General features: G+C 72.2%; 22 protein-coding genes. 9 read left to right on the top strand and 13 right to left on the bottom strand.

Features of this window, described 5'->3' with window-relative positions:
* Positions 1-141: 141 nt before the first annotated feature.
* A complete protein-coding gene (locus VGW35_22910; GenBank protein HEV8310522.1) occupies positions 142-663 on the top strand; it encodes a RidA family protein in 522 nt (173 codons plus the stop codon).
* 216 nt (positions 664-879) lie between these two features.
* Here the strand turns inward: VGW35_22910 and VGW35_22905 are convergent, their stop codons facing one another.
* Entirely contained in the window at positions 880-1,944 is a 1,065-nt protein-coding gene (locus VGW35_22905; GenBank protein ID HEV8310521.1) for a hypothetical protein, read from the bottom strand.
* A 395-nt stretch (positions 1,945-2,339) separates the two neighbouring features.
* Positions 2,340-3,242, bottom strand: a complete 903-nt coding sequence (locus VGW35_22900; GenBank protein ID HEV8310520.1) for an alpha/beta fold hydrolase — start codon at positions 3,240-3,242, stop codon at positions 2,340-2,342.
* Positions 3,243-3,377: 135 nt separating this feature from the next.
* On the opposite strand from VGW35_22900, the gene VGW35_22895 reads away from it, so the two are divergent.
* A complete protein-coding gene (locus tag VGW35_22895) occupies positions 3,378-4,010 on the top strand; it encodes a DUF502 domain-containing protein (protein HEV8310519.1) in 633 nt (210 codons plus the stop codon).
* 96 nt (positions 4,011-4,106) lie between these two features.
* The gene (locus VGW35_22890) at positions 4,107-4,628 is read left to right on the top strand and encodes a PCP reductase family protein (protein HEV8310518.1); all 522 of its coding nucleotides are present in this window, start codon (positions 4,107-4,109) and stop codon (positions 4,626-4,628) included.
* 458 nt (positions 4,629-5,086) lie between these two features.
* Here VGW35_22890 and VGW35_22885 read toward each other — a convergent pair whose 3' ends face one another.
* Positions 5,087-5,287 (bottom strand): hypothetical protein, encoded by a 201-nt coding sequence (locus VGW35_22885; protein ID HEV8310517.1) that lies wholly within the window; start codon positions 5,285-5,287, stop codon positions 5,087-5,089.
* 2 nt (positions 5,288-5,289) lie between these two features.
* On the bottom strand, positions 5,290-6,171 hold the full coding sequence (locus tag VGW35_22880; protein HEV8310516.1) for a hypothetical protein: 882 nt from the start codon (positions 6,169-6,171) through the stop codon (positions 5,290-5,292).
* A gap of 203 nt (positions 6,172-6,374) precedes the next feature.
* On the opposite strand from VGW35_22880, the gene VGW35_22875 reads away from it, so the two are divergent.
* Together VGW35_22875 and VGW35_22870 are read left to right on the top strand one after the other, a co-directional pair.
* On the top strand, positions 6,375-6,647 hold the full coding sequence (locus VGW35_22875) for an HU family DNA-binding protein (protein HEV8310515.1): 273 nt from the start codon (positions 6,375-6,377) through the stop codon (positions 6,645-6,647).
* 8 nt (positions 6,648-6,655) lie between these two features.
* A complete protein-coding gene (locus VGW35_22870; protein HEV8310514.1) occupies positions 6,656-7,615 on the top strand; it encodes a D-alanyl-D-alanine carboxypeptidase family protein in 960 nt (319 codons plus the stop codon).
* Between the two features lie 146 nt (positions 7,616-7,761).
* Here the strand turns inward: VGW35_22870 and VGW35_22865 are convergent, their stop codons facing one another.
* Entirely contained in the window at positions 7,762-8,121 is a 360-nt protein-coding gene (locus VGW35_22865; protein HEV8310513.1) for a hypothetical protein, read from the bottom strand.
* Positions 8,097-8,330: a hypothetical protein gene (locus VGW35_22860; GenBank protein HEV8310512.1), complete on the bottom strand. Its 234-nt coding sequence runs from the start codon at positions 8,328-8,330 to the stop codon at positions 8,097-8,099. Before VGW35_22860 ends, VGW35_22865 begins: the two co-directional genes overlap by 25 nt.
* Positions 8,331-8,398: 68 nt before the next feature.
* Between VGW35_22860 and VGW35_22855 the strand changes: the two genes are divergently transcribed.
* From VGW35_22855 to VGW35_22840, 4 genes are all read left to right on the top strand, one after another.
* Positions 8,399-9,061, top strand: coding sequence for a haloacid dehalogenase type II (locus tag VGW35_22855; GenBank protein HEV8310511.1), 663 nt, complete (start codon positions 8,399-8,401; stop codon positions 9,059-9,061).
* 247 nt (positions 9,062-9,308) lie between these two features.
* A complete protein-coding gene (locus VGW35_22850) occupies positions 9,309-10,175 on the top strand; it encodes a hypothetical protein (protein ID HEV8310510.1) in 867 nt (288 codons plus the stop codon).
* Positions 10,176-10,374: 199 nt separating this feature from the next.
* Positions 10,375-10,509, top strand: a complete 135-nt coding sequence (locus tag VGW35_22845) for an FAD-dependent oxidoreductase (GenBank protein ID HEV8310509.1) — start codon at positions 10,375-10,377, stop codon at positions 10,507-10,509.
* Between the two features lie 12 nt (positions 10,510-10,521).
* Positions 10,522-11,718 (top strand): NAD(P)/FAD-dependent oxidoreductase, encoded by a 1,197-nt coding sequence (locus tag VGW35_22840; GenBank protein ID HEV8310508.1) that lies wholly within the window; start codon positions 10,522-10,524, stop codon positions 11,716-11,718.
* A gap of 30 nt (positions 11,719-11,748) precedes the next feature.
* On the opposite strand, the gene VGW35_22835 is transcribed toward VGW35_22840, so the two are convergent.
* The 7 genes from VGW35_22835 to VGW35_22805 form a co-directional block, all read right to left on the bottom strand.
* The gene (locus VGW35_22835; GenBank protein ID HEV8310507.1) at positions 11,749-12,453 is read right to left on the bottom strand and encodes a TIGR04283 family arsenosugar biosynthesis glycosyltransferase; all 705 of its coding nucleotides are present in this window, start codon (positions 12,451-12,453) and stop codon (positions 11,749-11,751) included.
* A gap of 12 nt (positions 12,454-12,465) precedes the next feature.
* The gene (locus VGW35_22830; GenBank protein ID HEV8310506.1) at positions 12,466-14,064 is read right to left on the bottom strand and encodes a SagB family peptide dehydrogenase; all 1,599 of its coding nucleotides are present in this window, start codon (positions 14,062-14,064) and stop codon (positions 12,466-12,468) included.
* A gap of 2 nt (positions 14,065-14,066) precedes the next feature.
* Positions 14,067-14,336 carry a hypothetical protein gene (locus tag VGW35_22825; protein HEV8310505.1) on the bottom strand — a complete coding sequence of 90 codons (270 nt, stop codon included), beginning with the start codon at positions 14,334-14,336 and terminating at the stop codon, positions 14,067-14,069.
* A gap of 103 nt (positions 14,337-14,439) precedes the next feature.
* The gene (locus VGW35_22820) at positions 14,440-15,813 is read right to left on the bottom strand and encodes a PDZ domain-containing protein (GenBank protein HEV8310504.1); all 1,374 of its coding nucleotides are present in this window, start codon (positions 15,811-15,813) and stop codon (positions 14,440-14,442) included.
* Positions 15,814-15,960: 147 nt separating this feature from the next.
* On the bottom strand, positions 15,961-16,926 hold the full coding sequence (locus tag VGW35_22815; protein HEV8310503.1) for a cyclase family protein: 966 nt from the start codon (positions 16,924-16,926) through the stop codon (positions 15,961-15,963).
* Positions 16,923-17,546 (bottom strand): zinc ribbon domain-containing protein, encoded by a 624-nt coding sequence (locus VGW35_22810; GenBank protein ID HEV8310502.1) that lies wholly within the window; start codon positions 17,544-17,546, stop codon positions 16,923-16,925. The genes VGW35_22815 and VGW35_22810 overlap by 4 nt, the downstream gene beginning before the upstream one ends.
* Before the next feature lie 25 nt (positions 17,547-17,571).
* Positions 17,572-17,869: aminotransferase class III-fold pyridoxal phosphate-dependent enzyme (locus VGW35_22805; protein ID HEV8310501.1), on the bottom strand; the 298-nt coding region annotated here is incomplete at its 5' end.

Raw genomic sequence — 17,869 nt, 5'->3', positions numbered from 1 at the left:
TCGGCACGCGCCGTACGCGGATCGCGAGCCAGGACGCGCGCCGGGTTCGAGGTTCTGCTTGTCAATCCGCGGACCCCACCCCATCATGCTGGGGAAATCGTGGCGCGGGGGCGCGACGCGCCTCGTGCCGAGGAGGGCGACATGGTCATCGAGGAGCGGCTGCGCGGGCTCGGGTTGTCCCTGTGGAACCTGGAGGAGCAGTACCGCGTCAATCCCAGCGGCGCGCGCTTCGTCTCGCACCTGGCGGTGCAGAACCTGCTCTACCTCTCCGGCACCGTCCCCTTCAAGGACGGGAAGCCCTTCATGACGGGCGTGGTCGGCAAGGATCTCACCGTCGAGCAGGGACAGGAGGCGGCGCGCTACGCGGCCCTCACGAGCCTGGCGGCGCTCAAGTACGCGCTGGGCGATCTCGATCGCATGGAGCAGGCGGTTCAGCTCGTCGGCTTCGTCAACTCCGCCCCGGGCTTTACCGAGCAGCCGCGCGTCGTGAACGGCGCGACGGATCTCCTGTTCGCCCTGTACGGCGAGCGTGGAAGGCCGACCCGGGCCGCCATCGGGTGCCAGGGCCTGGCCGGGAACCACTCGGTGGAGGTCGTCCTGACCGTCCTCTTCTCGGGCGACGGGGTGCGCCCGCCGCTCTACCGGGACCGCGCGCCGCGATGACGGCCACGAGGTCAGCTCCGAAAGCGACTCCGGGTGGCGCGGGCTTTGGCCCGCGCCACCGGAGGTCATCCTTGACGAGCGCGCCCTAGGAGTATGTCGGATTAACCCGCCGCTCGCCCCGCACGGGCGATGCGTCGAGCAGCGCTCCGAGCGGCGGCTGCGCCGCCGCAACCGAGGGGGGGTATCGGGGGGGTCTTCCGAGACCCCCCCGAAGTACTAGCAGTTCCCGGCGCGCCGCCCGCAGACGTTGCCGCCGTTGAGGATGTTGAACCACGTCCCGTCGGGTCGAGCACTGCCCTGGATCTGCGGGGCGGTGCTGATGAACCCCCACGAGGTCGCGCCGATCCAGGCGTTGCGGCAGTTGAACTGCGTGCACGCCGTGTTCTGGCCGGACGCGGCCTCGCCGTAGTTCTCGAACCAGCCGCCGCCGCTCGACCCGCCCCGCATGTCGGAGCCGATCGTCACGTTGTTCGGCGAGACGAACTGGAACGACTGGGCGTCGACCCGGTGCATGATCTGGCAGCCGTCGTGGTTACACGGATAGCCGATGGCCGTCACGTGGTTGTGGTAGGCACCCGTGAAGAAGCCGGAGAAGCCCACGATAGAGCCGATGCGCCCGGCGGCCTTGTCGCCCATCTCGAGCCAGGAGAAGTCGCCGGCGTTCGGGACCCCTCCGCCGCCGAAGTGCCAGCGGTTGTCGACCGTCACGAACACCGCGCCGAAGACTCCGAACGGCGACGAGCCGCTGCGGAAGGCCGGCGCGAACGTCCAGTTGGTGAAGAAGTGCCCGCGGCCGTCACTCACGCAGTGGCCGGCCGAGAAGACGATCCGGAACCGGCCGACGGTGCCCGAGCAGACGAAGTTGCCGACGCCCGGCTGCGTGAAGAAGAGCTTGCCGTTGACCCTGTTGGGGTATTTCGTCTCCGCGAAGGACCCGGCCGCCGGCACCAGGCGCGCGCTCGTGAAGCGGGCGCCGGAGGTTCCGAAGGCCCCGGGCTCGACCCCGTCGCCCTCGGCCTCAGCCGCGCGGGGGACGAAGAGGATGTTCCGATAGTCGGGAGCCACCTTCGCCGTGGGCGGCTGCCCCGGCGCCCAGTGGGAAGGCTCGGCCGGGACGGCTTGAGCGGCCTGAGTGACCGGCCCGGTCGGAGAGGGCAGGGGGAAGGGCTTGGCGCTGGCATAGCGCTCGGCCGTCCAGTAATTCGCCGTGGTGAGGCCGTTGACCGCGATACTCGTCGCGTCGGCCGCCATGGCCACCGGCGCGAACGCGAGCGACGCCACTAAGACAGCCGCGACGGCCGCGGCTCGACACGAGCTCAGCTTGCGCATGCAGGATCCTCCGTGAGTATGGTTTTGCCAAGGATCACTCGCTGGGGACTACCGACGATTCGATCGCCGGCCTGGACACGGCTCTCGATGAACCGTGTGCGGGAGCGTCTGGGCGCCCTCCGCTCTCCTTTCTCCGACCACCTGCGGGGACTGTACCTCGAGCCGTGAGGCCGCGATGACCTTCCGTCCTCGGCCTCGACCGGCGAGCGCACCGGGACTCGACTGGAGGGAGCTGACCCGGCGAGTATGGCTCTCCGAGTCGGTCTTGTCAATAAGTAATCGCCATAATTCGTAATTCCGGTCGTACCGCGTCGGCGTAGCGGCCCGTTCGAGGGGTCTCGCTCGAGTCAAAGGGCGGCGCGCAGAACCTCGCCGAGCCATCGCTCCACGACGGTGGCGACCTCCGCCTGATGCCGGGAAAAGCCGTGGTCGGCGCCGGGGACCTCGACGAGGTCGGCCCGGGGCGTGTTGACGGCGGCCGCCTTGAGGCGGCGGCCGACCTCGGGGTCGACGAGGCGGTCGTCTCCGGCATAGACGAGGAGGACCGGCCGCGTCACCCGGGCGATGTTCCGGTACGGGTCCGACTTGGTCCGGGGTCCCCGGAGACTGACCAGGTGATCCGCCGAGTAGAGGGCTTTCCCGAGCGGACCGAGGTCGATCAGCATCAGCTCCTTGCCGCGCCCCTCGCGCTGGAGCCGCTCCGCCTCCTCGAGCGTCTGCCGGGCCCGCTCGCGCCCGAGCTGCCGGACGTTCCACTCGAAGGCGTTGCCGGGTCCGGCCAGGAGCACGACCGCCCGGAGGCGCGCGTCCTGGGTGTCGGCGACGTAGAAGAGCACGCTGTTGGTCCCCAGGCTGTGGCCGGCGAGCGCGAGCGGCGCCGGTGCTCGTCGCGCGAGCTCGTCGACAGCGGCCTGGATGTCCCACCGGCTCTCCTCGAACAGCGTGGTCTTGGGTCCCCCGTCGTGGTCCCGCATGTTGGCGGTGAGCGTCGTGAAGCCACGCTCGGCCAGGCTTCGGGCGAGGTGTCCGGGGGCCCCCGAGTAGAAATTGGACCCGTAGCCGTGGACCAGCGCCACTCCCCCGCGCGGGGCTCGACCGGCCGGAGTGTAGACCAGGCCGGCGGTCTCGCGACCGTCCGGGGTGCGGAGGCGGAGGAGCTCGGTCGTGACCGGAGCCGGCTGGGCCCAAACGGCCACCGCCAGCAGCCCGACGACCGCCAGCGTGACCGCGAGGGCGCGATTCCTGCGCATGCATCCTCCGGCGGGAAAGGCCCGCAGCTCGAGGCTAGCACGCGCGGCGGGGCCACTCAATTCGCGCGCCGCCGGCCCGGACGGGCGCCTTGACGCGCTTCGGGGCGTGTGGTTTCATCCGTGCACGGAGGCGGGATGCGGAACCGCGTGCAGTCCTGGTTCAAGGTCCGGTTCATCGCCGGCTTCTTCGTCACGGTGCCGGTCGTGCTCACCGCCTACGTCCTGTGGATCTTCTACCGCGAGGTCGACGGCCTCATCTCGCCGGTCTACGAGCAGGCCCTGGGCCGGCACGTCCCGGGCCTCGGGTTTCTGACCGCGATCGTCATCATCTTCCTGATGGGCGTGATCGCGACCAACGTGGTCGGGCGCCGGGTCCTCCAGTGGGCCGAGCGGCTGCTCCGTCGCCTCCCGGTCTTCGGCCGGGTCTATCCCGCCGTCCAGGGGGTGATCGAGGCGTTCTCCCCCCGGCGCCGCGGCGGCTTTCGCGAGTTCGTCATCGTCGAGCACCCCCGGGAGGGGATCTACGTCTACGGGTTTCGGACCGGCGAGGTCCGGGTCGAAGGCACCAAGCCGGAGTCGCTGGTGACCGTCTACGTGCCGACCAACCACCTCTACCTGGGCGACATCGTCCTGGTGCCCCGCGCCGGGATCGTGCCGACGGGACTCTCGATCGAAGAGGGGATCCGGATCGTCCTCTCGGCCGGCACCGCGGCGCCGCGCCGGATCAGCGGAGCGGCGGTCCTGCCGTCCGACGAGGGCGCCAAATGACGCGCGCCTTCGTGCTAGACTGAAATCGGGCGCGCCGGCCGCCGACGGCCCGCCTGGCCATCGATCCCCGCCCGGCTCGGGAAGGAGCACGCCGCCATGAAGTTCCTCTGCGTCGCCTGCGACGAGGCAATGAGGCTCCAGTCCACGGCGGGTCCCGACGAGGGGTCGCTGGCGGTCAGCTTCGCGTGCCCGGCCTGCGGACACCGCATCGCCATGCTCACCAACCCGTGGGAGACTCAACTCGTGCAGTCACTCGGCGTCAAGGTCGGCGGGCGCGCCGCCGAGGCCGCGCCCTTCGCCGACGTGCGGGCGAGCCTGACGCATCAGCGCGTAGCGGCCTTCGCCGACGAGGAATCGGGGCACGCTCCCGCGTCGCCGGCTCCGGCCGGGTCGGCCGAAGGGCCGGGGTGTCCATTCGCGGCGATGATCCCCGGGGCGGGCGCGTCAGCCTCCGGGGGGCCCGCCTGGACGCCGGAGGCCGAGGCCCGGATCGAGCGCGTCCCGACGTTCATCCGCCCGATGGCCAGGCAGGCCATCGAGCGCTTCGCCCGGGATCGGGGCTACGGAACGATCACGGACGCCGTCATGGATGAAGCCCGCGGCGCCCTTGGCATGTGAGGTCAGTCGGAGGGGGGCTGTGCCCCCCGGAGAATGCCCTCCCGGCAGAGCCGGGCGTTCGCCTTTCGGCGAACGGATCGGGCCTGCCTCCCCCCGTGAGAACAACGGAGGGCCGCTGGAACCGGATGCGTCTCGGAACGACCGTGCGCACCGTGACGCCCGACTGCCGCCCTTCTGAACGGAGGCTGTCGGATTGATCTCGCGGATCGTGAAGCTCAACCGCCACGCATATGGTGGTGCGCTTCGAGCGGCGGCTGTGCCGCCGCAACCGGGGGGTATCGAGGGGATCTCTTCCGAGACCCCCCCGCGATGACCTATGAGCTTGTCGGAGTAACCACGCGCAGCGGATGGCCCAAGCGCTTGCGGTTGGTGTTCCGCTCCGAGCGCGGGCTGTGCCCGCGCAACCGACTCTCGGGGGGTGGGTCTGGGAGGGGGCCGTTGAGGCCCCCTCCCATTGCTCAGTGAGGTTTGAGCTTCGCGTGGCGCGCGTACTGCTTGTGGCAGCGCGGGCAACGAAGCCAGCCGCGCTGGACGCGACGCACGATCCATCCACAATGCGGGCAGAGCTGGAGCCGGGTGCGCCACAGGTACCAGAGCGCCGCGGCCGCCCCGGCGACGAGCAGGGCGGCGATGATCGCCACCGCCACCGACGCAGGCACGGTCAGCGGTCCGTCGGGGTCCGCTGAGGCCCGGTGAGCCGCGGATGAGGGTCGACAGAATCCAGGAGTGGGCCGTCGAGCAGACGGAACGAGACCCGGGCCCACGCCGGCGGGCGCCCGGCCAGCAGGACCGCCCGGAACGCGGCAAACGTGGGCCCGGAATCCATCTCTGGATGGCCGTCGAGGGCCGCCGCCAGCTGTTCGGGCTCGTCGTGGGCCCAGCGGCTCACCCGGGCGACGGTGTCGAAGAAGCGCCGGATCTTGCGCTCCACCGCGCGCTCGACGAGCGGTCGCGTGAGGGTGCTCACCACCTGGGCCAGCGCGCCGACCACGGGAGTGTCGATCCGGATGTGCCCGGTGAGGCTCGAGTCGACGACGCTCCCGTCTTCGGTGTCGTCGTGCCGGAACTCGAAGAGGACGAGGATCTGCCCCTCGATGGTCGGCATGAGGCCGCGCTCGTAGCGGCCCTCCAGGTGATAGAGCCGTCGATGGTCGTCCGCGTAGAGGATGCGGATCAGGCCCTTGGCCCCCCGGTTGTCGTCGCCCCAGTAGCCGTCGGGATGCGACGTGATCCTGTACTCGCCGACCCGCAGAGCGCGCGCGACGCTCGCCGCGAAGTCGGGGTGGTCCAGGAGAAAGCGGAAGACCGCGTCACGGCTCCGGTACCGGATGCCGGTCACCCGCTGGGCGAAGATGCTGCGGGCGAGGACCGCTTCGGCGCGGGCCCGCCCCGGCTCCGACAGCGCGGTCAGCGGGATCTCGAGCGGCAGGGCGTCGAGCGTGACCACGGGAACCGGCGCCGGCTCCTCCGGCTCCGCCCATCCGGCTACCGGCATGGCGCTCAGCCCGAGCGCCACGCCGAGCGCGACCGCCCATCGGCGCATGGCCCTCACCTTAGCACAGAGCCTCTGTCGCGGACCACGCTCGCGGCGGGCGACCATGTCGATATCAGGGTGGGGCTTACCCGAGGTCTCCGCGAATCTTGACGCGTCCTTGCCGACTTTGTTAGAGTGCGTCCACTTTGCGGTCGGGTCGGGCCGAACCGCCGGGCGCGGGTGATGGTGGGCAGTCCAGGGGGGGTTCCTCGATGACGAAGGCTGAACTCGTCGCCAAGATGGCCGCCGCGTCCGGGGTGACGAAGGTCGCCGCCGAGAAGGCCCTCGACGGGTGTCTGTTGGGGATTCGCGGCAGCCTGAGGCGGGGAGAGGCGGTGACCCTCGTCGGCTTCGGCACCTTCAGGGTGAGCCGTCGGCGCCCGCGGAAGGGACGCAACCCCCGGACGGGTCAGCTCATCACCATCGCGGCCGCCAAGGTCCCACGCTTCCGCCCTTCGCGGGCGCTGAAGAACGCGATGCGATGACTTCTGCCGTGGGTGGCCTGATCCCTCGCTCGGCTCTCGGTTCTGGGGAAGTCCGCCGGCGCGCCCTCGGCGCGGCGCTGGTCGTGGCGGCCTTCGCCGCCGTCTTGCTCCTCGCCCCCCCGGCCGGCGCGGCGCCACCGGCGGTGACCGCGGAGGCCGGCCTCCTGCTGGACCTCGGGACCGGCGAAGTCCTGTACGCCAAGAACGCCGAGAGCGACCGCGCGCCGGCCAGCCTGGTCAAGATGATGACCCTGTACGTCGCCTACACCGAACTCCGGGCGGGCAAGGCGCGGCTTTCGGACCCGGTGATCATCAGCCCGAACGTCATGCGCACGCCCCGATTCCGGATGGGCCTCGCCGCCGGGCAGGTCGTCCCGTTCGAGATCCTCCTCGCCGGGGTCGCCATTGCGTCGGCCAACGACGCCGCCACCGCGGTGGCGGAGTACCTGGCCGGGAGCGAGGAGCTGTTCGTCGAGCGGATGAACGCCGAAGCGCAGCGAATCGGTCTCGCCCACACCCACTTCGCCAACCCCCACGGGCTCCCGGACCCGCAGCAGCGGACCACCGCCCACGACATGGCCCTCCTGGCCCAGCGTCTCCTCAGCGACTTCCCGGAGAGTCGGGACGTGCTCGGCGAGACCCAGTTCACGTGGCGAGGCCGGCTCTACCAGCGGCGCATCCCGCTCTTCCGCGATCCGGGTGGGGTCACGGCGCTGAAGACCGGCTTTACCCTGGAGGCCGGGTACAACCTGGCCGTGGCGGCGGGCAAGGCGGGACACCGGGTGCTCTGCATCATCCTGGGAGCCGAGACGCGCGGGCTGTCCTTCCTGGACGCCGGGCGCCTCATCCGGTTCGGCTTCGGCGAGCCGACGAGGGAGGTTCGCCGGGACAAAGAGCCCCGCCGAGACCCTCGTCGCTGGCGGCTCCGACCCCCGCGGGTGCCGACGGCCCGGGCCGTCGCGCGCTGACGCCGGGCTAGCGGCGTGTCCGACTAACCCCGCGCCGGCCACCGAGCGCGTGGTGCATCGAGGTGCTCCGAGCGGCGGCTTCGCCGCCGCCACGACGGGGGGTCTTCCGAGACCCCCCGAAATGACCTAGCGGCCTGTCCCGGGCCTCACTCGGTCTCGATGGACCACCGCACGATGCGCCCCTGCCCGTCGAGGTAGAGCAGCACGCGCTCGTACCGGTCGTAGTGGGTTCCGCGGTCCTGGCCGAAGTAACGATTGGGGTTGACGTCGACGATGATCCGCCGCCGGTAGACGAGCACGGGCCCGAGGTCCGAGGCCAGGACCTCGTAGGGCGGACCATAGCGGGCCATCGCCTCGGCGCGCGTGGTCACGCCGCGGGTGGGATCCTCGGACGGCTCCAGCGGAGGCTCCCGGAGCGGGGCCAGGCCCGCGCAGGCCGACAGCACGGCCGCCAGGACGACCGGGGCGCGGAGGCCGCGGGTCAGACGCTGTGTCGATCGACCCATCGCATCGCGATGTGGACCGCGTAGCCTTCCGCGTCTTCCTGGGTTGCGAACGTGCGGTCGTCCGGGTCCCGCAGCGGCTGCTCGCGGCCGCCGGCGGGAGCGGGCACCCGAATGACCGCCTGGGCCGCCCACTCACCGTCTTCGGAGTCCGGGACGAGTATCGCGTGGGCCCTGATCTGGTGTCCTTTGTAGGTGACGGTCCGCGCCACGGCGGGCCTATTGTACGGATTCGCCGAAGCGCTGGCAAGGCTCGGCCGGTCTACGGGAGGTGAGCACGGTGCAGGTGAAGGGACTCCTGTTCGACGCCTATGGCACGCTCTTCGACGTCCACTCCGTCGTCGACGCCGGCCGCGCCGTCACCAGCGATCCCCAGGCGCTGTCGAACCTCTGGCGCGGAAAGCAGCTCGAGTACACATGGCTCCGGACCCTGATGGGGCGGTACGAGGATTTCTGGGCGATCACCGAGGCCGCGCTCGTGTTCGCCTGCCGGCGGCTCGGGCTCCAGGTCTCCGCGCCCGAGCGGGCTCGTCTCATGGACGCCTACCTGCGACTCGACGCCTATCCCGAGGTGCGTCCGGTCTTCGAACGCCTTCGAGGGCTGCCGTGCGCGATCTTGTCGAACGGCGCGCCGCGGATGCTCGACGGCGTCGTCGCGCACTGCGGACTCGGCGGATACCTCCAGGCCGTGATCAGCGTCGACGCGGTCCGCATGTTCAAGCCCGCCCCGCAGGTTTACGCCCTGGGGCCGGCCGCGCTCGGCCTGCCGAAGGAGGCGCTGGGGTTCGTGTCCTCGAACGGCTGGGACGTGGCCGGGGCGAAGGCGTACGGCTTCCAGGTGGCGTGGGTGAACCGTCTCCGGGCGCCCCTGGAGGAGCTCGGTCTCGCGCCGGACCTCGAGGTCCCCGACCTGGAGGGGCTCGCCCGGGCCCTCGGCCGCTAGATCCCCCGATGCCCCCACCTCTCGGGCTGGGTGGTGGGCGCGGTTACCGCCGCCAGGGCGGGATCGATATAATGAGCCGGTGACCGGCGGGCTCGTCGTCCCGACCCCGGGCGCGGGCCCGCATTCCGACGGCAGCTTTCCCGGACAAAGGGGAGAGACGGTCGGTGCTGAAGTACGCGGAGGAGATGACGCGGAAGGTCCAGGTTGCCCCGGCCCCGATGGAGGCGCTCGGCCCCGGGCTGGAAGCGTGACGCGTCGCCTCCGCGTCCCCCTGGCGGCCCTCGCGGCCCTGGCGGTGGCGGTCGCCGGCTGCGCGCCGGCCCCCCTCATCTTCCGGGTCGAGCCCGGCCTGCCCAGCGCCGCGGAGCCGGGGCGGCTCGACGACTACGCGTCGGCCGTTCGGACCTTGGCCGGCATCATGGTGGCCGAGCTCGGGCTGCCGCTGCCGCGCGACCTCACCGTCATCGTCTATCCGAGCCGCGCCGCCTATGCCCGGGGCCTGCCCGACATGATCGAGCTGACGCCGCCGCAGGCGGGGCGAACGGCGAAGCACTCGGTCGGCCTCGGCCAGCATCGCCGGCTGTTCATCAACGACGAGGCGCTCCGCGGTGCCCGGCCGGCTGCCCGGCTCGGCGTCGTCGCCCACGAGCTCACCCACGTCGCGCAGTACGAGCTGTCCGGCGGGCGTCGAGGGCGATCCGAGCAGTGGCTCCGGGAAGGCATGGCCGAGTGGGTCGCCGGCTGGATGATCGAGCGGCTCGGCGAGGGCACGTTCCTCGGCGAGCGCGACGCGGCGGTCCGGGCCCTGGCCCAGGATCGGTGGGCGCTCGAAGCGGAGCCGCTCGGGCTCGAGGAGCTCGGGCGGCCCTGGGGGTGGGAAGCCCGGCGCCGCCGCGCCGGCGATCACCTCCCCTATCGCCTCGCCTTCCTCCTCACGGACGCGCTGATCCGCCGGCACGGACTCGGAAGTCTGCTCGCCTACTTTCGGTCGTTCGCCGAGGTCGATGATCGGTTCGGAAACTTCCGGCGCGCCTTCGGGCTCTCGCTGGAGGTCTTCGAATCCGAGGCGCTCGGCCGGATCCGGGCCGAGCTGGCCCTGGACAGCGACCCTTGAGAGGGGTGGAATAGGTCTGCCGGCCAACTCCTTCCGGTCGGAGCGCACCTGCGCGTGGCGGCGCGATCACCCCGAGGTGGCGGGCGCGGGGACGACCGTCGCCGAAGCCTTCAAGCTCGGCCGCTGGATCTTCGGGGATCTTCTGGTGGCCGGCCCGAGCGGGCTCTGAGCGGAGCCGCTCGGACAGAAGGGAGGATCCGTGGACTACGAGGTCCTGGTCATCGGAGCGGGAACGGCGGGGAGCGCCGCGGCCACCACGGCGGTCGGCCTCGGCGCGCGGACCGCGCTCGTGGAGCAGGATGGCTTCGCCGGAACCTGCCTGGGCACGGGCTGAATCCCGAAGAAGGTGCTGGTCAGCACCGTGGAGATGGCATGGCGAACCCGCGGGGCGGGGAAGCTCGGGCTCACCAGGGTCGACGGAGTCGGACTCGACTGGAGCGCGCTCATCGCCCGGAAGAACCGCATCGTCGCCGCCTGGTCCAAAGGGAAGGAGCCCGGGCTGGAGCGAAAGGGGATCACCGTTCTGCGCGGCCGGGCCCGGTTCGTCGGGCCGCATGAGCTGGAGGTCGGGGACCGGCGGGTCTCGTCCGAGTGGATCGTGATCGCGACGGGATCGGCGCCGGCCCGGCCTCCGGTTCCCGGCATCGAGCATGCCCTCACGAGCGATCAGCTACTGGATCGCACCGAGCGGCCCGAGCGGATGGTGGTGATCGGCGGGGGCATGATCGGCATGGAGCTCGGCTTCGCGCTCGCCCGGGCCGGGACGCGCGTCACCGTGCTTCAGTCGGGACCTCAGGTGCTTCCGGCCGTCGACGACGAGCTGAGGACGGCCCTCACGGAGCTGGGCCGGGCCACGGGGCTCGAGATCCGCACCCAGGCACGCGTGACGCGGATCACCGCCGACCGAACCGTCGAAGCCGAGATCGACGGCGCGCCGCATCGGTTCCCGGCGGACCTCGTCCTGGCGGCCACCGGCCGGCCCCCGAATACCGCGGGGCTCGGCCTGGAGGCGGCCGGGGTCGCCGTGGAGGGCGGGGCGGTCCGGGTCAACGAGTTCCGGCAGTCGCCGAGCGCCCCGCACGTCTACGCGGCGGGGGACGTCAACGGCCAGCATCAGCACACGCCGGTGGCCTGGTACGAGGGACGGCTGGTGGCGAGGAATGCGCTCGAAGGGAACCGCCACGCCGTCGACTTCAGCGTGTTTCCGACCACCGTGTTCACGATTCCCGCCCTCGCCCAGGTGGGCCTGACCGAGGCCGAAGCCCGACGGCAGGGGCTCCGGGTGGCGGTCGGCCGCGCGCCGTTCGAAGACAACCCGGCGGCGGGCGTCCGCCACGAAACCGAGGGGCTGGTCAAGGTCGTCTACGAGGAGCCGAGCGGGCGGATCCTCGGCGTCCACATCCTCGGCCCGGCGGCCGAGGACCTCATCCACATCGCGGCCGTCGCCCTCCGCGGAAAGCTCTCCCGCCAGGACCTGGCCGGGATGCACTACGTCTTCCCCACACTGGGCGGCGCCGTCTTCGACGCGATGTGGGGCGACTGAGCGGAGTTCCGGAGAACCGCCGCGGCGCCGTCAGGTGGGCGGTCCGGAGGTGCGGGGGGCGTGATAGCGCTCGGCGTAGGACTCGGTGTCGCAGCCCAGGGTGTGCAGCGCGAGTAGCCACGTCATGAGGCCGACCGTGCGCGTCCAGTCCGGCGCCAGGAGTCGCCGCCCGGAGGCGCGCACCCGCCGGCCGCGCAGGAGGACGGTCCGCCCCACGCGCCGCATGGCCTGCGAGAAGAGCAAGTCCTCGAAGAGCTTCCGCCGCGGGAACCCCCCGATCCGGTCGAACACGGCGCGCCGCACGAAGATACCCTGATCGCCGTAGAAGTTGCCCGTCAGGCGGCAGCGGAGCCGGTTCATGGCCGAGATCGCCGCCAGGCGCCACGCGCGCTCGCGGAACTCGAAGTCGAACGCTCCGCCGACCACGGCGGGGTCGGCGAGCGCCGCCTCGATGGCGAGCAGGTACCCGGGGGGCGGAAGCGTGTCGGCGTGAAGGAAGAACAGAGAGTCGCCCCGCGCGGCCCCGGCCCCGGCGTTGAGCAGCGCCGCCCGCGAGGGCTCCGGCCCTTCCACGACCCGGGCGGCTCGCGCCGCGATGGCGGCCGTGTCGTCGGTCGACCCCCCGACGGCGACGACGATTTCGCCCGCCCCGTCCGCCGTCCAGGTTCGAAGATGCGCCAGGGTCTCGCCGAGGGTGGCCGCTTCGTTCCGGGCGGGAATCACGACGCTGATCATCGCGGCCCCGCACTACGGCTCACCGGGCCGGAGCGGCCGGAGCTCGCCCTCCACCTGTCGCAGCCCGGCGGGCGGAGAGGCTCGGCGAGCCCGCCCGAGCGCGGTCACGAAGATCGCATCCTTGCCGGCCGCATCCGGGGAAAAGAAGCGCACGACGTCGTCGTCGTAGAAGGTGAGGCCGGACGCCCCCGCCCCCAGGGCGTAGGCGGCGAGGTACATGCGCCCGCCGTAAAGCCCGGCGGCCAGGTTGACCGCGCGGTAACCGCGGTCGCCGTAGCGGGCCAGGACAGAGCCAAGGTCGGCCAGGAAGAAGACGACCACGCTCGCATCGGCGCCGAGCGACTGCTCGAGGCAGAGGTATCCCCCCTCGGCTCGGAACTCTCCGGCCCGCAGCTGTCGGAGCTCGCCCGACGCCGGCCCGTAGACGTACGCGCCAGGCGGCACGCCGTCGACGGCGTGGATCAACAGGTAGCAGTCGACGAGCGCAGAGGCGGACCCCCCGACATCGAGCGGCAGGTCGCGCACGGCGGCGTCGAGGAGCGTCGAGAGCTCGGCGAACCCGATCGATTCCCGACCGAACTGACGGGTCGATCCCCGCCGCAGGATGACCGTCCCCAGTGGCGCCGCCGGCGGCGAGGGGAGCGGCGCCAGGGCATAGGAGAGCGCCTCGCTCCCCCTGGTGGCTGGCTTCGGATGCTCGGGCTGCGCCACCCAGGCTCGCGCCGCCGTCCCGGTCGCCAGCGACGAGGCGAGGTACGCCTCCCGCACGAGCGGATAGTCCACCTCGCGCGAGGAGAGCGGGATCGTCGAGAGGGCGAGGGGTGGGCGCGGCGGGGCCGCGGGCCCCGGCCCGGCGCCCGCTCCGAGCGGCACCAGCACCAGGCTGCCCTCGCGGGCCTGGTCCAGACCGAGGAGCGCGTTCACGTCGGCGTCGGCGAACCCGAGCAGGACGCGGGCGGGGACGTCGGCCGCGACCGCGGTCGCCAGGAGGTTCGCCAGGAGGGTCCCGGCGTCCCAGAAGAAGTGCCGGAACGCGCGGGCCTGGTACTTCCACGTGTTCCGCCAGTAGATCGCCGAGAGCACGAGCGTCGCCGGTGCTCCGCGCACGGCATCGGGCTCACCCGCGGCGTCGGAGAGCGCCGCGCGATGGTCGCCCGCCCGCAGCCGGCGGAGGCTGAAGTCGCCGGGGCTGAAGTGGTAGACGCCCGGCTCGAGACCCACGACCTCGGCCACGACCAGGTAGAGCTCGACCTCGTAGAGCGCGCCGGTCGAGGCGGCCGCCCGGAAGTGGACGCCCTCGCCGCCGGGGTAGACCTTCTTCTTGGTCAGCCCGGCCGCGAAGAAGAGGAGCTGGGCGAGCGCGGACAGGTCGAGGATCCCCCGACCGGGCTGCGCGTAGACCTGCGTGAGCGCGTCCAGGGCCGGGCGCACCGGAGTCGGCACTTCACGCGGCAGGAGGAGCGCGGGCGCGTCCGGGTAGATCTTGAACGGAAAGGGTTTGGTCTCCCAGTCGAGGACGTGCCCGCCCGATCGCACGCTCTGCCACGAATGCTTCGTCGCGTCGTGGTAGGCGCGGGTCCCGGTGACCGCGCCCCACTCCGCGGCGCGCATCGTCAGCGGCGGGGCCGGGGACGCGGCTCGGGCGGCGGGATCCGCCGAGCCGCGGCGGCGGCCGCCTCGGTCGTCTGGCGGAATGCCGTCACGTCATTGTCGGTCTTTCCGCCGACCTGACTCCCGCATTCCTGGCAGACGTAGTCGTACTTGTTTCCGGTCGGCAGGACCAGGAGGAGCTTTTTCCGCACTGCGACCGCGCGGCGACACCGCGGGCAAAACAGGCTCGTCGCCTCGAACTCGCCGTAGGCATCTCGCATGACGGCTTCCATTGTACCCGCTCCGCGAGGCCCTGTCCCGAGGGTGTGGCGCCGCGCCCTTCCGCGCTGAGCCGGCGCCGCCGGGAGGGCCGGCGGCGTCGACTTCAGCCCGCCGCTACCCGCCGTTCACGACGACATAACGGTCGCTCCCGTCGCGCCCCACCCGGAGCAGCACCTCGTGGCCATCGCCGACCCGCCGCCGCAGGCCGCGCTCCACGTCCACGAGCGCCTCGACCGGCATCCGGTTCACCTCGCGCACGACGTCGCCAATGGCCAGCCCCGCCAGGGCCGCCGGTGAGTCCGGCTGCACCGCCGTCACGACCACGCCCCGGTCCTCGCCGAGCCGGTGGTAACGGGCCAGCTCCGGCGTGAGCTCTCGCAGCTCGAGCCCGAGCCGCGCCAGGCCCGGGGGCAGGCCTCCGGGCTGGACCCCGACGACCGGCTCCGGCCTCATCCGGACGGAGCGCTCCCGGCCGTCGCGCACGACCGTCAGCTCGACCGGCTTCCCCCCCTCGGCCCGGGCCAGCCGCGCCTCGATCTCCTCGGTTCGGTCGACGGCCCGGCCATTCACGCGGACGATCACGTCGCCGGGGGTGAGGCCGGCGCGCGCCGCCGGCGAGTCCCGCTCGACCGCGGTCACCACGGCCCCGCGCGTCGTGCGCAGGCCGAAGGATCGCGCGAGCTCCAGGGTCAAGGGCTGGAGACTGAAGCCGAACCCGGAGCCTCCGGCGAACTGGAGCTGCCGGAGAATGGGCCGCGCGCGCTCCACCGGAACGCCCTGCAGGGTCGCCGGGCCGGCCCCGGCGGGGGTGGGTGAGGACGTGGCGATGCCGACGGCTTCACCGCGCGCATTCACGATCGGACCTCCCGCCGTCTCGGCGGTGATCGCGAGGTCCGTCTGGAGCAGGTCCGCCGCTGTCGGCTGTGCGCCGACGATGCCGAGCGTCACCATGGGATCGAGGCCGGACGACCGGCCGATCGCCAGCACGACCTCGCCGCTCCGGGTCGCGCCCGGCGCGGCCAGCGGAACGACCGGCAGGCCCGTGGCGTCGATCTTCAGCACCGCGACGTCGCTGGCCGGGTCGCGGGCGATCAGCTGGACGGGCAGGGTCCGCCCGTCGTTCAGGATCACCTCGAGGGCGCTGGCGCTTCCCACCACCTGGTTACTCGTCACGATGTACCCGCTGGGCTCGACGATGAATCCCGAGCCGCTGCGAAGCGACGGCGTGGCCGGCCGCCAGGGCTCCGGACGGCCCGGCGCCGTCTCGAACACCCGCACACTCACGACGGCGGGCGTGACGGTCTCGACGGCGCGCTGGAGCGCGCCCGACACCTGGGGGCTGAAGAGGCGGGGCGGCCCCGCCGGAGGCTGACCGACGCCGGTCTGGGCCGGCGCCGGCTGCGGGCCAAGGGTCACGGCCAGGAGCCCCGCGACGAGGGCCAGGCCGACGGGTGATCGCCATGTGGGTCGAGTGGACATCCGTATCATGCTCAATCCTCCTGGGAGCCGAGCCCCGTGGAGCAGGGCCGACCTCTCCCGGGTAGGACGAAGCACCCCCGCGCGATCTTCAGGCCGGCTGCAAAGCAAACCCGCGGCCAGCTGGGCGGGCCGATCGGAAGTTCTTGCCCCGAGTGGTCAGCTCCGGCGCGGTGTCAGGGCCAGCATCCGCAGCGGAGAGCCCGACGCGCCGCGGATCCTGAGCGGGGGCACCACGAGCACGAAGAGGCGGACGTTGGCCGCGCCGAGCTCCTCCAGGTTCGCGTTCTCGACGATGTAGACGCCGCTGTCGGCGATGAGGAGCATGTGGACGGGGAAGAGCTCCTTCCCATGGACGGCGGGGCGTACCTCGTAGGTCGCCGTGTCCGTGCCGGTCAGGCGGACCCCCTGGGCCACGAGCCACCGCGCTGCGTCCACGCCGGGGCCTGGCGACTTCTCCCCGAGATAGCGGGCGTTGTCCTTGGCGAAGTACTGCCCCCACCCGGTCCGGACGAGGACCGAGTCCCCGCGGCGGACCTGGACGCCGTGGGCGCGGGCGGCATCTTCGAGGTGCCGCGCGGTGATGACGAAGCCCGGGTCGAGCGGGTCGGCGCGGCCGCCCGCCACGACGCGCGCCACGTCGAGGAGGACGCCTCGCGAGAACAGGAGGTCCGGCGGAAATGCGTCGATCCCGAGGTCGTTCCCGATGCCGTCGGGGCGGGCGGTCGCGGCGACGGCGTCCACGCCGCCGTGAAGCCGGAGATTGCGGCCGATGTGGCCGATGGCGTCGATGGTGGCCGCCCCGTGCTGGCCGGAGAAGTACATGATCTCCGAAGTCCAGGAGACCTGGCTGCCGGGGACGCTTCCGAAGATCTCGTGGGTCTGCTGGTGGGTCGCGTTGAGCGCGAAGGCGAAGGGAGGATTGAGGGACAGGAGCGGCGAGCGCGCGTCCCAGGTGAAGTTGAGGTCGAAGACCCGGGCCGCCCGCACACCGCTGATGAACGCCTCGACGTTCACCTCGGAGGGCGTCCCCGGCTGGGCGGACGCCGAGGAGGCGGCGACGGCCGACGCGGCGGCGGTGGAGGCGGCGCCGGCCATGAACCCTCGGCGGGAGACGTCGGTCATGGCCTTCCTCCGATCTTGGGCACGCCTCCGGGTTGGATCTCGATGTTGGACACCGTGTGCTTGTAGACGACGAGCGAGATCAGCCCGAACAGAAAGAGCACGGCGATCCCGACGGCCACCGCGCCGATCTTCTTCTGGGCGCTCCAGCCCGTGCCGGTCCGTGCCGGGGCCCGCCGGTCTCCCAGGAGGAGCGCGGCTCCGGTGGCCGGCCCGAGGTGCCAGAGCGCCGGGTGGACCCCGAGCGCCTCGATCCGCCGCCGGGCCGCCTCGGCCTCGTCGGCGGTCATCGCGAGGAACGTCGAGAACTGGCCCCGGAGGAGGCTCTCCTGGACCTCGGTCAGCGGATGAGCGGGGGCCAGCTCGCAGACCCATCGGGCGACACGGTAGCGGAGCCGCTCGTCGGCGAGTGGCTTGAAGGAGAGGGTGTAGGCCTGCTTGCCGGCGGGCCCGGCCGGTTCCCGCCGGGGCGCGGTGGCCGCCGGCCCGCCGGCGACCTGGCCGACGGTCCGGCCCCCGCCGTTCACGGGGGCGAGCCGTTCGGGGGCGACCAGGCGCGCCCCGCACCGGAGGCAGAAGGTGCTCTCGTCCGGCACCCCCGCCTGGCACTTGGCGCAGATCATCCGGATCCTACCGCCCGGTCGCGCACTACAGGCGCGCTTCCACGGCGCCGATGGCCCCGTCGAGCATGGCCACCAGCTCGTCCGCTTGCTCTCGGGTGAGGACGAGAGGCGGCGTGAACTTCATGTGGTCTCCCATCACGCCGTCGACCGAGCCGGTGCCGGGGTAGGTGACGAGGCCTCGCTCCAGCGCCTCGACCGCGATGGCGCGGGCCACCTCTCGCTCGGGCGGGAAGGGGGCTCGCGTCCTCCGGTCGGCGACGAACTCGAGCCCGACCATGAGCCCCAGGCCGCGCACGTCACCGACGATCGGGTGCTTCGCCATG

This window comes from Candidatus Methylomirabilota bacterium (assembly GCA_036005065.1).
Classification (GTDB): domain Bacteria; phylum Methylomirabilota; class Methylomirabilia; order Rokubacteriales; family DASRDR01; genus DASYQW01.
Note: the sequence above shows the minus strand (reverse complement) of the source record. Positions and strands in the feature narration are given on the sequence as shown.

Bases quoted from the DNA above. Each gene is read 5' to 3' on its own strand.
- VGW35_22890 (HEV8310518.1), top strand. From the start codon at position 4,107: ATGAAGTTCCTCTGCGTCGCCTGCGACGAGGCAATGAGGCTCCAGTCC.
- VGW35_22825 (HEV8310505.1), bottom strand. From the start codon at position 14,336: ATGGAAGCCGTCATGCGAGATGCCTACGGCGAGTTCGAGGCGACGAGC.
- VGW35_22865 (HEV8310513.1), bottom strand. From the start codon at position 8,121: ATGGGTCGATCGACACAGCGTCTGACCCGCGGCCTCCGCGCCCCGGTC.
- VGW35_22820 (HEV8310504.1), bottom strand. From the start codon at position 15,813: ATGATACGGATGTCCACTCGACCCACATGGCGATCACCCGTCGGCCTG.
- VGW35_22900 (HEV8310520.1), bottom strand. From the start codon at position 3,242: ATGCGCAGGAATCGCGCCCTCGCGGTCACGCTGGCGGTCGTCGGGCTG.
- VGW35_22815 (HEV8310503.1), bottom strand. From the start codon at position 16,926: ATGACCGACGTCTCCCGCCGAGGGTTCATGGCCGGCGCCGCCTCCACC.
- VGW35_22875 (HEV8310515.1), top strand. From the start codon at position 6,375: ATGACGAAGGCTGAACTCGTCGCCAAGATGGCCGCCGCGTCCGGGGTG.
- VGW35_22810 (HEV8310502.1), bottom strand. From the start codon at position 17,546: ATGATCTGCGCCAAGTGCCAGGCGGGGGTGCCGGACGAGAGCACCTTC.
- VGW35_22895 (HEV8310519.1), top strand. From the start codon at position 3,378: ATGCGGAACCGCGTGCAGTCCTGGTTCAAGGTCCGGTTCATCGCCGGC.
- VGW35_22910 (HEV8310522.1), top strand. From the start codon at position 142: ATGGTCATCGAGGAGCGGCTGCGCGGGCTCGGGTTGTCCCTGTGGAAC.
- VGW35_22830 (HEV8310506.1), bottom strand. From the start codon at position 14,064: ATGCGCGCCGCGGAGTGGGGCGCGGTCACCGGGACCCGCGCCTACCAC.
- VGW35_22835 (HEV8310507.1), bottom strand. From the start codon at position 12,453: ATGATCAGCGTCGTGATTCCCGCCCGGAACGAAGCGGCCACCCTCGGC.
- VGW35_22880 (HEV8310516.1), bottom strand. From the start codon at position 6,171: ATGCGCCGATGGGCGGTCGCGCTCGGCGTGGCGCTCGGGCTGAGCGCC.